Genomic DNA, 11,233 nt, shown 5'->3' with positions numbered 1-11,233 from the left:
CGGCGATGCCAATGTGATATCGAAAACGTGACATATTACGGGTTGAATCCCGACAACGGCGAAAGCCGCGCCCCGAGGGAATCGGGACACGGCTTCCGGAACGTCGCTGAACGCAGACCTAGCTGGCCGCGAGGGCGGCGGCGCGCTTGGCGATCGCCGACTTGCGGTTGGCGGCCTGGTTCTTGTGGATGACGCCCTTGCTCACGGCCTTGTCGAGCTGGCGGCTGGCCGCCTGCATCGCCGCGGACGCCGCGGCGGCGTCGCCGGACTCGGCGGCCTCGCGGAACTTGCGGACAGCCGTCTTGAGCGACGACTTGACGGCCTTGTTGCGCTGCCGGGCCTTCTCGTTCTGCCGGTTGCGCTTGATCTGGGACTTGATGTTCGCCACGAAGAAGCCTCAAAAAGAAGTCTGGGTTTCGGTATGGGTCGCGCTGGCTCGGTGAGAGGGCGTGCCATACGCAGTTGTCTAGGATACCAGCACCCATGACTCGCGGTACTCCTTCCAATCCTCCTCCGTGGCCGCGAAATCCACGTAGAGGGCCAGGCCGGTGTCCTCGCGCGGGGTCTCGCTGATCACCAGCCGGAGCCCCTCGGCGGCCATCTCCACACTCTCGGCGTAGTCGGTCAGGCCCAGCTTGTGGTCGTGGTAGGCCGGGGCGCCGATCAGCACGCCCGTCGACGCGGGGGCCAGCGCGAACGCCTTGCGGGCCTGGCGGGCGACCCAGCCGCCGTACACGGTCTGGAGGGGCGTCCACGAGTCGTAGGTCATGATCGCGACCTGGTCGACCCGCTCGGCCACCTTCCGGAAGTAGCCCTCCGACCAGTACTTGCCGTGCCCGACCACCGTGTTCCACCCGGTCACCGCGCCGGGGAACGGCTCGATCTGGTGGCTCGCGATGGAGATCCGGGCGTTCGGGATGGCCGCCCGCGTCTCCTCCAGCAGGCTCAGGTAGGCGGCGTCGCCGTCCATGACCGGCTCGAAGTTGTAGTGGACGCCGTCGTAGCCGAGCGCGACGATCTCGCGCGCCCCCGCGATGACGTTCGCCCGGGTGGCCGGGTCGTCGAGGTCGAGGAAGCCCGCGTCGTCCTCGTTGACCGTCTGCCCCAGCCACGGCAGCACCCGCACCCCCGGCAGGTGGGTCCGCGCCCACGCGAGGAAGTCGCGCGACTTCGGATGGAGGCCCGGATCGAGCCGCCCGTCGGCCCCATAGGGCCCGGAATGCACGAACACGTCCCGCATGTGCGTGAGACGCGGCTTCAGGGCTTCGAGATCCTTCTCGGTACGCCGCCCGTCGACCCACATGTGCCCCATCCACAACGCGTCGGTGCCCGCGGAACGCGCCGTGGCCGAGGGAGTGCCCAGGTAGTCGAGCCGTAACACGGCCATTCCCGTCACCGCCAGCACCAGGGGCAACGCCACGAGAATCGACAGGCCGAGGAGCACACGGCGGCGCGTGGTCGAGGCAAGCATGGGGACATGCGACCATGGAGGGTGGCTGCTCCGCCAGCCGTCGATCGCCTCAATCCCAGTTGAAACGGACTTCGGTGCGCACTCAGACCGGCCAGACCGACCCCGCGTTGATCCGCAATTTCTGCATCATCGCGCACATCGACCATGGCAAGTCAACGCTTGCCGACCGGATGCTCCAGATCACCGGTGTGGTCGACGACCGGTCCATGCGCGCCCAATACCTCGACCGGATGGACATCGAGCGCGAGCGCGGCATCACCATCAAGTCGCAGGCCGTCCGCCTGCCGTGGAACGGCCACGTGCTCAACATGATCGACACGCCCGGCCACGTCGACTTCACCTATGAGGTGTCGCGGTCGCTCCAGGCGTGCGAGGGCGCGGTCCTGCTGGTCGACGCCGCCCAGGGCATCGAGGCCCAGACGCTGGCCAACCTCTACCTGGCCATGAACGCCGACCTCAACATCATCCCGGTGCTCAACAAGATCGACCTCCCGGCCGCCCAGCCGGAGAAGTACGCCGAGGAGCTGGCCGGCCTGATCGGCTGCGAGCCCTCCGACGTGCTGCGCGTCTCGGGCAAGACCGGCGTGGGCGTCAAGGAACTGCTCGACCACGTGGTCGACACCATCCCCGCCCCGGTCGGCGACGCCGACGCCCCCGCGCGGGCCCTCATCTTCGACTCGGTCTACGACACCTACCGGGGCGTCGTCACCTACGTCCGCGTCATGGACGGCCACCTGGGCAAGCGCGAGCGCATCCTCATGATGTCGACCAAGGCCCAGCACGAGACCCTGGAGATCGGCGTCATCAGCCCCGAGCCGCTGCCCTCGGCCCTGGGCCTGGGCGTCGGCGAGGTGGGCTACCTGATCACCGGCGTGAAGGACGTCCGCCAGTCCCGCGTCGGCGACACCGTCACCTCGGCCACGAAGCCGGCCGACGACGCCCTCGGCGGCTACGAGCACCCGCGCCCGATGGTCTACTCGGGCCTCTACCCGATCGACGGCGACGACTTCCCCGAGCTCCGCGAGGCCCTCGACAAGCTGCGCCTCAACGACGCCGCCCTGGTCTACGAGCCCGAGTCGTCGGCGGCCCTCGGTTTCGGCTTCCGCTGCGGCTTCCTCGGCCTGCTCCACATGGAGATCGTGCGCGAGCGCCTGGAGCGCGAGTTCAACCTGGCCCTGATCTCGACCGCCCCCAACGTCATCTACCGCGTCATCATGGAAGACGGCACCGAGCACACGGTGACCAACCCCTCGGAGTTCCCCGAGGGCAAGATCGCCGAGATCTACGAGCCGACCGTGAAGGCGACCGTGCTGGCCCCGGCCGAGTTCATCGGCGCCATCATGGAGCTCTGCCAGGGCCGCCGCGGCGCCCTCCAGGGCATGGACTACCTGAGCGAAGACCGCGTCGAGATCCGCTACACCCTGCCCCTGGGCGAGATCATCTTCGACTTCTTCGACCAGCTGAAGTCGAAGACCCGGGGCTACGCCTCCCTCGACTACGAGCCCTCCGGCGAGCAGGACTCCGACCTCGTCAAGGTCGACATCCTCCTCCAGGGCGAGGCCGTCGACGCGTTCTCGGCCATCGTCCACCGCGAGAAGGCCTACGCCTACGGCGTCGACATGGCCAAGAAGCTGAAGGACCTGATTCCCAGGCAGCAGTTCGAGGTCCCGATCCAGGCGGCGATCGGCGCCCGCGTCATCGCCCGCGAGAACATCCGCGCGATCCGCAAGGACGTCCTGGCGAAGTGCTACGGCGGCGACATCTCGCGTAAGCGCAAGCTCCTCGAGAAGCAGAAGGAGGGCAAGAAGCGCATGAAGATGGTCGGCCGCGTGGAAGTCCCCCAGGAGGCTTTCGTGGCAGCCCTGAGCACCGACTCGAGCGGCGCGGAAAAGGCCAAGAAGTAGGGGCCGTCGGTCGGCGGCGCTCATGACAGGTTGTGACAGGAGCAAGACAGATTGAGACAGGTAAGTGCGCGCACTTACACTGACTGTTATGAGCGTCATGCGGGACGAATTTCGCGATCTTGTCGACCGGCTCCCTGAGGAGCAGGTCGCTCCGTTGCTGCAACTTGTCCGCGATCACCTGGGAGACATGCCCAAGGTTCGGAATCTGCCGTTCATCGGGATCATGGAGGCGGAGCCCGATTTCGCCGAACGGTCGGAAGACTTCCTAAAGTCAGGAGACAATCACCATTCGTGATTGTCGTTGACACTGGACCGTTGGTCGCGGTTTCCAACCGCTTAGACCGATACCACGAAGTCTGTACTTCCGTTCTGGAGCGTTACCCGGGCCCGATGCTTGTTCCGGTGTCGGTCCTCGTTGAGACGGCCCAGGTCCTCGAGAGGCGGGCGGGGAGCAAGGTCGAAGCCAGGTTTCTCCAGGACTTCGCGAAAAGTGGCCTCACTCTCGTCGACCTCAATGGCGACGATCTCGGACGGATGAGTGCATTGGTGGATCATTACGCGAATCTGCCGCTTGGTTCCGTAGACGCATCGGTGATCGCGGTCGCCGAGCGGCTGAACATCCATGCCGTCGCGACCCTGGACCGGCGCCATTTCACCGTGGTGCGGCCCTGCCACGTCGACGCGTTCGATCTCCTTCCCGCTGAGCTCTGAACGGCTCGTCCACCGGCCGAATGAGAAAGGGCCGGAGCGCGACCCAGTTGCGCTCCGGCCCTCGTCGTTCAGGTCAGCGCAGGACCTTGTAGAGCGCGGTCGTCAGGGACGCCCGGCTGTCGTCCTGGTCGATCGACCACATCATCGCGCCGCCGAGGCCCTTCAGGCGGATGTAGGCCGCCTTCTCGACCAGCGAGATCGGGTCGTCGTAGGACCAGAACTCGTTGCCGTCGTACAGCCAGACCGAGCCGGTCAGCAGGTCGCGGTGGCGCTTGCCGGGCTTGCCGACGATGTCCTTGTAGTCTTCGGTGCCGTTGGCCCACTTGCCGGGGGCGGGGCCGGTGGCGGGCTTCCAGAGGCCGTTGCCGCCGGCGGTGACGCCGGTCCAGCCCTGACCGTAGAACGGGACGCCGACGACGATCTTCTTCTTGGGGGCGCCGCGGCTCAGGTAGTCCTTCACCGTCTGGTCGACGCTGAACTTGACCGCGTTCGGGTCCTTGCGGTCGGTGAAGAGGTTGCCGTTGTGGCCGGTGACCTGCTCCCACGAGCCGTGCAGGTCGTAGCCCTGGACGGTGGCGAAGTCGAGGTAGGAGAAGACCTTCTTGACCTCGAAGCCGGCGTCGATCTTCGCGGCGGCGGCGGGCAGGAAGGCGGTGAGCTCGTGCTTCTTGTTGTACGCGTTCATCTGGCGGCGCAGCTCGGCCAGGAACAGCGTGAAGTTCTGCTTGTCTTCGGGACGGATCACGTTGCCGACCTCGCCGGACGAACCGGGCCACTCCCAGTCGAGGTCGATGCCGTCGAAGACGCCCGCGCCCGCGCCCGGGGCGGCGCCGGGCAGGTTGCCCTTCAGCCACAGGTCGATGCAGGAGGAGGCCAGCTTGGTGCGGGCCTCGGGGGTGAGGACGGCGTCGGAGAACCACTTGGAGCCGGTCCAGCCGCCCAGCGAGATGAGGACCTTGAGGCTCGGGAACTTGGCCTTGAGCTTCTTGAGCTGGTTCAGGTTGCCGGCGATGGCGCCGGTGCCGTCGTCGGCCACGCCGTCGACGCTCTGCTCGGCCGGGACGGGGCGCTGCCAGTCGGCCCACGGGTCGGCCGAGTAGCACTCGCCGCCCTGGTTGACGAAGCCGAAGGCGTAGTTGATGTGGGTGAGCTTGGCGGCGGCGCCGGTCGTCACCATGTCCTTGACGTGGTAGTTGCGGCCGTAGATGCCCCACTGGATGAAGTAGGCCACCCGCTTGTATCCCGAGTCGCCGGTCGAGGCCTGGGCGGGAGCGGGCGCGGCGGTGGCGACCAGGCCGGCCACCAGGGCTAACAGAAGGGGGGTGCGAAGTCTCGGCACTGTTGTCTCCGCTGCTAGGAGGCATTTCTTATAGGAAAGTTTCCTGTAAGTTTGCCGGGATCATAAATGCGGGCGAGCGACTGCGTCAATCGACCTCTTGGCATCGGGCAGACTGGGCGGATGCCCTCCGTGCTCCCCGACGGCGAACCCGTCCCCACGTCCGGTGAACTGCCGCCCGCGGCGCTCGCCGCGCTGGGCGGGCGTCCGTTCGGTTTCTATGTGCACGTCCCCTTCTGCGCGAGCCGGTGCGGCTACTGCGACTTCAACACCTACACGGCGTCGGAGCTAGGGTCCGGAGCCTCACAAAGCTCTTACGCCGACACCGCGATCGAGGAGATCCGGCTGGCCCGGCGGGTGCTCGGCGACGCCGACCTGTCGGTCTCGACGGTCTTCTTCGGCGGCGGCACCCCGACACTGCTGCCCCCGGGCGATCTGGTGCGCATCCTCAAGGCCGTCCACGAGGAGTTCGGCATCGACCACGACGCCGAGGTCACCACCGAGGCCAACCCCGAGTCGGTCGGCCCGCGCGAGCTGGCGGCCCTGCGCGAGGGCGGCATCAACCGGATCTCCTTCGGCATGCAGAGCGCCCGCGACCGCGTGCTCCAGGTGCTCGACCGGCGGCACACGCCGGGGCGGGCGGCCCAGGCCGTCCACGACGCGAAGGAGGCGGGGTTCGCCCACGTCAACCTCGACCTGATCTACGGAACGCCGGGCGAGACCGACGACGACTGGCGGGCCTCGCTGGAGGCCGCCATCGCGGCCGGGCCCGACCACGTGTCGGCCTACTCCCTGATCGTCGAGACCGGCACCCGCCTGGCCGCCCGCATCCGCCGCGGCGACCTGCCCATGCCCGACGACGACGTCGCCGCCGACCGCTACCTGATCGCCGACGAGCTCCTGACCAAGGCCGGTTTCTCCTGGTACGAGGTCTCCAACTGGGCCACCAGCGAGAAGGCCCGCTGCCGCCACAACCTGCTCTACTGGTCGGGCGCCGACTGGTGGGGCGCCGGTCCGGGCGCCCACAGCCACGTCGGCGGGGTGCGCTGGTGGAACGTCAAACACCCGTCGGCCTACGCCGCCCGCCTGGCCCAGGGCCACTCGCCCGCCCACGCGCGGGAGCAGACCTCCGCCGAGGAGCGCACCCTGGAGCGCGTCATGCTCGAACTCCGGCTGGTCGACGGCTACCCGCTCGACGACCTGGCCAAAGAGGTCAGGCCGGCGGCGGCCAAGGCGCTCGCCGGGGGGCTGCTCGACGTCGAGGCGTTCAAGAAGGGCCGCGCGGTGCTCACCCTCCAGGGCCGCCTGCTGGCCGACGCCGTGGTCAGGGATCTGACGTGACGAAGTCGATGAGCTCCTCGACCCGGCCCAGCAGCTCGGGCTCCAGGTCGGCGTAGCTGTTCACCCGGCCGAGGATGTGCCGCCACGCGTCGGGCGGCTCCATCCGCCAGCCCAGGGCGGCGATCACGCCCTCTTTCCACGGGATCCCGCGCGGTACTTCCGGCCACGCCCCGATGCCCAGCACGGCGGGCTTGACCGCCTGCCAGACGTCCACGAACGGATGGCCCGTCACCAGCACGTGGGGGCCGGCCACCTGGGCGGCGATCCGGCTCTCCTTGGAGCCGGCGACGAGATGGTCGACCAGCACGCCGAGCCGCCGGCCGGGTTCGGGGCCGAACTCGGCGACGATCTCGGGCAGGTGGTCGACGCCTTCGAGGTATTCGACGACCACGCCCTCGACCCGCAGGTCGTGACCCCAGATCTTCTCCACGAGCGCGGCGTCGTGCACGCCCTCGACGTAGATCCTGCTCTCCTTGGCCACCTGGGCCTTCAGGCCCTCGACCGCGATGGAACCCGAGGCGCTGCGCCTCGGGCCCCGCGGCCCCGCTGGGGGGCGGACCAGAGTGACGGGCCTGCCCTCCAGGAGGAAGGCGGCGGGTTCCAGGGGGAACAGCCGTCGCCGCCCGAACCGGTCCTCCAGGGTGACGGCCTCCTTGTCGCAGGCCACCACCGCCCCGCAGAACCCGTCGTCGGCCCACTCGACCACGAGGTCGAGCTCGGCTGGGATCTGCGGGATCGTCCCCTTCTTGGGGCGCCGCCAGTCTCCGGAGAGCACGTCCCGCTCGTACATGCCGCGAACGTTAGTACATCCCCATCATCCGGCGGCGGGCCCGGCCGCGCCGGACCAGCACGACGATCGTGACGATCAGCGCGAGGAGGAAGCCGAAGGCGGGCAGGATGACCAGCGCGGCCAGGCCGCCCACCAGCCCGCCCGCCGCGTCGGCGGTGGCGGCCGACAGCAGCTGCTTGCCGACGCCGAACGTGACGCCCTCGCCGTCGCAGGCGACCTGGTATTCGCCGGCGGCCGGGACGCCGATCGTGAAGAGCATCTCCCAGTCGGTGCCGTTGTAGGAGAGGGTCTGCGAGCCCACCGCCTTGTCGAGGGTGATCTGCTGGCTCGGGTCGGCGCCGGTGACCTGGCACTGGACGTCGGTCGGCTGCCCGGCGGCGGCCCAGATGGCGGGGCTGTCGGCCGGGTCGATGCTCACCTTGACGGTCTCGCCGCCCTGGAAGGACGACGACGGGGCGATCTCGCCGATGTTGGCGATGGTCGACCCAACGCCCGCGGCGAAGATCACGCCGCCGACGATGAGGGTGACCACGAAGAAGACCCAGGACAGAACGATCCACAGGATCCGGGGCCGGACGGGTCCCTGCGGGGGCGGGCCGCCGTAGGGGGACTGGGGGGCGCCGTAATAGGGGTGGGGCTGCTGGCCATAGTTCTGGCCATATTGAGCGGTCATGGGAGACATTGTGTGATTAGCGACTTGCGGCGCATTTGCAGTCGGCTTGTTCCCCGCGTGCCCGACTGTGTTATCGCACCCCGGGGACGGTGGCCGTACACTTGGCACTCGGGAACACAGAGTGCCAGGGAGGTGAGAACGTGCTTGACGACCGGAAGCTGGCGGTGCTGCGGGCGATCGTCGAAGACTACGTCTCCACCAACGAGCCCGTGGGCTCCAAGGCGCTGGCCGACCGGCACAACCTCGGAGTCTCGCCGGCCACCATCCGCAACGACATGGCGGCCCTCGAAGACGGCGGCTACATCCACCAGCCCCACACGAGCGCGGGGCGGGTCCCGACCGACAAGGGCTACCGGCTGTTCGTCGACCGGCTGTCCCAGGTCAAGCCCCTCTCGGGCGCCGAACGGCGGGCCATCGAGACGTTCCTGGCCGGCGCGATCGACCTCGACGAGATCGTCATGCGGACCGTCCGGCTGCTCGCGCAGCTGACCCGCCACGTCGCGGTCGTGCAGTATCCCTCGCTGACCCGCTCGACGGTCCGCCACGTCGAGATCGTGCCGCTGGCCGACACGCGGGTCATGCTGGTCCTGATCACCAACACCGGCCGCGTCGAGCAGCGGGTGGTCGATCTGCCCGATGTGATCGCCGACGACCGGGTGTCCCACCTGCGCGCCGTGCTCAACACGGCGCTCGACGGCTGCGGGCTGGCCCAGGTCCCCGAGACCGTGGCCGCGCTGCCCGAACGGCTGTCCCCCGAAGACCGGCCGGTGGCCGCCACGATCCTCTCGGTGATCCTGGAGACGCTGGTCGAACGGCACGAAGAGAAGATCGTGTTCGCCGGGGCCGCCAACCTCGCCGCCGCCGATTTCACCATCGGCCTGCGCGACGTGCTGGAGGCCCTGGAGGAGCAGGTCGTCCTGATGCGCCTCCTCGGCGAGACCGACGACCTGTCCGAGCTGACCGTCCGGATCGGCTCGGAGAACCCCTACACCGGTCTGCGCGGCACCTCGATCGTGGCCGCCGGATACGGCTCGGGAGACAAGGAACTGGCCCGGCTCGGAGTGCTGGGCCCGACGCGAATGGATTATCCGGTGACGATGGGTGCGGTGCGCGCGGTCGCGCGCTATGTCGGCCAGATCCTGGCGGGGTCATAAGTGGCCAAGGACTATTACGCCACCCTCGGCGTACGCCGCGACGCGAGCCAGGAAGAGATCAAGAAGGCCTACCGCCGGCTGGCCCGCGAACTGCATCCCGACGTCAACCCCGACCCGGCGACGCAGGAGCGCTTCAAGGAGATCACCGCGGCCTACGAGGTGCTCTCCGACCCCCAGAAGCGCCAGATGCACGACATGGGCGGCGACCCGTTCGGCGGCGCGGGCGGCGCGGGGGCCGGCTTCGGCGCGGGCTTCCCGTTCAGCGACATCATGGACGCCTTCTTCGGCACCGCCTCGGCCTCCCGCGGCCCCCGCTCGCGGGCCCGCCGGGGCCGCAACGCGACGATCCGGGTCGAGCTCGACCTGGCCGAGTCGGGCTTCGGCACCACCCGGGAGCTCGTGGTCGACACCGCGATCCTCTGCGAGGTCTGCCAGGGCTCCGGCGCCGCGGCCGGCACCCACCCCGACACCTGCGACATGTGCCACGGCCGGGGCGAGGTCTCCCAGGTGACCCGCTCGTTCCTGGGCCAGGTCATGACCTCGCGCCCGTGCCCCCAGTGCGGCGGCTTCGGCAGCGTCATCCGCCACCCCTGCCAGGAGTGCTCCGGCGACGGCCGCGTCCGCACCCGCCGGACCATCAAGGTCCGCATCCCGGCGGGCGTCGAAGACGGCACCCACATCCAGCTCGCGGGCGAGGGCGAGGTCGGCCCCGGCGGCGGCCCGCCCGGCGACCTGTTCCTCGAGATCGTCGAGCGCCCCCACCCGACGTTCGAACGCCGCGGCGACGACCTCCACTGCACCGTCTCGATCCCCATGACCGCCGCCGCCCTGGGCACCTCCCTGACCATGGAGACCCTCGACGGCGCCGAGCAGATCGACGTCCGCCCCGGCACCCAGTCGGGCCAGGTCATCCCCCTCTACGCGCGGGGCGTGCAGCGCCTCAACGAGAGCGGCCGGGGCGACCTGCTGATCCACGTCAACGTCGAGACCCCGCTGAAGCTCGACCCCGAGCAGGAGGAACTGCTCCGCAAGTTGTCGCAGCTGCGCGGCGAGGAGCGCCCGCCCGGCAAGTTCGCGCCGGGCCAGCAGGGCTTCTTCTCCCGCCTGAAGGACGCGTTCAACGGCCGATGACCGTCCCCGTCTTCCTGGGTGAGGTCACCCCGGGCCCGCGCCTGACCCTGGCCGGGCCCGAGGGCCGCCACGCGGCCGCCGTCCGCCGCATCACGGCGGGCGAGCGCGTCGACGTCACCGACGGCGCGGGCCGGGTGGCCGAGTGCATGGTCGACCACGCCGGCAAGGACCACCTCGACCTCACGGTCCTCCGTGTGTACGACATCCCGTCGCCGACGCCCCGCCTGGTGGTCGTGCAGGGCCTGCCGAAGGGCGACCGGGGCGAGCTGGCCGTCGAGATGATGACCGAGGCCGGCGTCGACGCCATCGTGCCCTGGTCGGCCTCCCGGTCGATCACCCAGTGGAAGGGCGACCGCGCCGCCAAGTCGCTGGCCCGCTGGCGCTCGACGGCGCGTGAGGCGGGCAAGCAGGCCCGCCGGTTCCACCTGCCGGAGGTCCTCGAACCGGCCTCCACCAACCAGGTGGCGGCGCTGCTCGAATCGGCCGCGCTGGCCGTGGTGCTCCACGAGGAGGCGGCCGAGCCGCTGTCCCGGGTCGACCTGCCCGAGAAGGGCGACATCGTCGTGGTGGTGGGCCCCGAGGGCGGCGTGTCCGACGACGAGCTCACCCGCTTCCGGGAGGCGGGCGCGCTCCCGGCGCTCCTGGGCCCGACGGTGCTGCGCACCTCCACGGCCGGGGTCGCGGCGGCCGCGGTCCTGCTGGCCCGCACCGGCCGCTGGTAA

At 69.5% G+C, this 11,233-nt stretch carries 12 protein-coding genes; 7 read left to right on the top strand and 5 right to left on the bottom strand.

Going from position 1 to position 11,233, the window contains the following annotated elements; all coding sequences use genetic code 11:
- Positions 1–118: 118 nt before the first annotated feature.
- Together rpsT and AW271_RS25640 are read right to left on the bottom strand one after the other, a co-directional pair.
- Entirely contained in the window at positions 119–388 is a 270-nt protein-coding gene (rpsT, locus tag AW271_RS25645; RefSeq protein WP_062340140.1) for a 30S ribosomal protein S20, read from the bottom strand.
- 78 nt (positions 389–466) lie between these two features.
- Positions 467–1,471, bottom strand: a complete 1,005-nt coding sequence (locus AW271_RS25640) for a glycoside hydrolase family 18 protein (RefSeq protein ID WP_062340139.1) — start codon at positions 1,469–1,471, stop codon at positions 467–469.
- 74 nt (positions 1,472–1,545) lie between these two features.
- Here AW271_RS25640 and lepA point away from each other — a divergent pair, with 74 nt between their 5' ends.
- The 3 genes from lepA (at position 1,546) to AW271_RS25625 (ending at position 4,086) form a co-directional block, all read left to right on the top strand.
- A complete protein-coding gene (gene lepA, locus AW271_RS25635; RefSeq protein ID WP_062340138.1) occupies positions 1,546–3,375 on the top strand; it encodes a translation elongation factor 4 in 1,830 nt (609 codons plus the stop codon).
- Positions 3,376–3,463: 88 nt separating this feature from the next.
- Entirely contained in the window at positions 3,464–3,670 is a 207-nt protein-coding gene (locus AW271_RS25630; RefSeq protein WP_062340137.1) for a hypothetical protein, read from the top strand.
- Positions 3,667–4,086: a type II toxin-antitoxin system VapC family toxin gene (locus tag AW271_RS25625; protein WP_062340136.1), complete on the top strand. Its 420-nt coding sequence runs from the start codon at positions 3,667–3,669 to the stop codon at positions 4,084–4,086. The genes AW271_RS25630 and AW271_RS25625 overlap by 4 nt, the downstream gene beginning before the upstream one ends.
- A gap of 73 nt (positions 4,087–4,159) precedes the next feature.
- On the opposite strand, the gene AW271_RS25620 is transcribed toward AW271_RS25625, so the two are convergent.
- Positions 4,160–5,425 (bottom strand): glycoside hydrolase family 18 protein, encoded by a 1,266-nt coding sequence (locus tag AW271_RS25620; RefSeq protein WP_062340135.1) that lies wholly within the window; start codon positions 5,423–5,425, stop codon positions 4,160–4,162.
- Between the two features lie 120 nt (positions 5,426–5,545).
- On the opposite strand from AW271_RS25620, the gene hemW reads away from it, so the two are divergent.
- Positions 5,546–6,763 carry a radical SAM family heme chaperone HemW gene (gene hemW / locus AW271_RS25615; RefSeq protein WP_062340134.1) on the top strand — a complete coding sequence of 406 codons (1,218 nt, stop codon included), beginning with the start codon at positions 5,546–5,548 and terminating at the stop codon, positions 6,761–6,763.
- Here hemW and AW271_RS25610 read toward each other — a convergent pair.
- Together AW271_RS25610 and AW271_RS25605 are read right to left on the bottom strand one after the other, a co-directional pair.
- Positions 6,747–7,553 (bottom strand): DUF3097 domain-containing protein, encoded by an 807-nt coding sequence (locus AW271_RS25610; protein ID WP_083977203.1) that lies wholly within the window; start codon positions 7,551–7,553, stop codon positions 6,747–6,749. The genes hemW and AW271_RS25610 overlap by 17 nt on opposite strands.
- Positions 7,554–7,563: 10 nt before the next feature.
- Positions 7,564–8,226, bottom strand: coding sequence for a hypothetical protein (locus tag AW271_RS25605; RefSeq protein WP_062340133.1), 663 nt, complete (start codon positions 8,224–8,226; stop codon positions 7,564–7,566).
- Between the two features lie 140 nt (positions 8,227–8,366).
- On the opposite strand from AW271_RS25605, the gene hrcA reads away from it, so the two are divergent.
- The 3 genes from hrcA to AW271_RS25590 are packed head-to-tail and all read left to right on the top strand — an operon-like array spanning position 8,367 to position 11,233.
- A complete protein-coding gene (gene hrcA, locus AW271_RS25600) occupies positions 8,367–9,380 on the top strand; it encodes a heat-inducible transcriptional repressor HrcA (protein ID WP_062340132.1) in 1,014 nt (337 codons plus the stop codon).
- A complete protein-coding gene (dnaJ, locus tag AW271_RS25595) occupies positions 9,381–10,511 on the top strand; it encodes a molecular chaperone DnaJ (protein ID WP_062340131.1) in 1,131 nt (376 codons plus the stop codon).
- Entirely contained in the window at positions 10,508–11,233 is a 726-nt protein-coding gene (locus AW271_RS25590; RefSeq protein WP_062340130.1) for a 16S rRNA (uracil(1498)-N(3))-methyltransferase, read from the top strand. Before dnaJ ends, AW271_RS25590 begins: the two co-directional genes overlap by 4 nt.

Source organism: Herbidospora sakaeratensis (assembly GCF_001570525.1).
GTDB classification, from domain to species: domain Bacteria; phylum Actinomycetota; class Actinomycetes; order Streptosporangiales; family Streptosporangiaceae; genus Herbidospora; species Herbidospora sakaeratensis.
This window is presented reverse-complemented; position numbering and strand designations above follow the sequence as displayed.

Bases quoted from the DNA above. Each gene is read 5' to 3' on its own strand.
- AW271_RS25640 (WP_062340139.1), bottom strand. From the start codon at position 1,471: ATGCTTGCCTCGACCACGCGCCGCCGTGTGCTCCTCGGCCTGTCGATT.
- AW271_RS25630 (WP_062340137.1), top strand. From the start codon at position 3,464: ATGAGCGTCATGCGGGACGAATTTCGCGATCTTGTCGACCGGCTCCCT.
- hemW (WP_062340134.1), top strand. From the start codon at position 5,546: ATGCCCTCCGTGCTCCCCGACGGCGAACCCGTCCCCACGTCCGGTGAA.
- AW271_RS25610 (WP_083977203.1), bottom strand. From the start codon at position 7,553: ATGTACGAGCGGGACGTGCTCTCCGGAGACTGGCGGCGCCCCAAGAAG.
- AW271_RS25605 (WP_062340133.1), bottom strand. From the start codon at position 8,226: ATGACCGCTCAATATGGCCAGAACTATGGCCAGCAGCCCCACCCCTAT.
- AW271_RS25590 (WP_062340130.1), top strand. From the start codon at position 10,508: ATGACCGTCCCCGTCTTCCTGGGTGAGGTCACCCCGGGCCCGCGCCTG.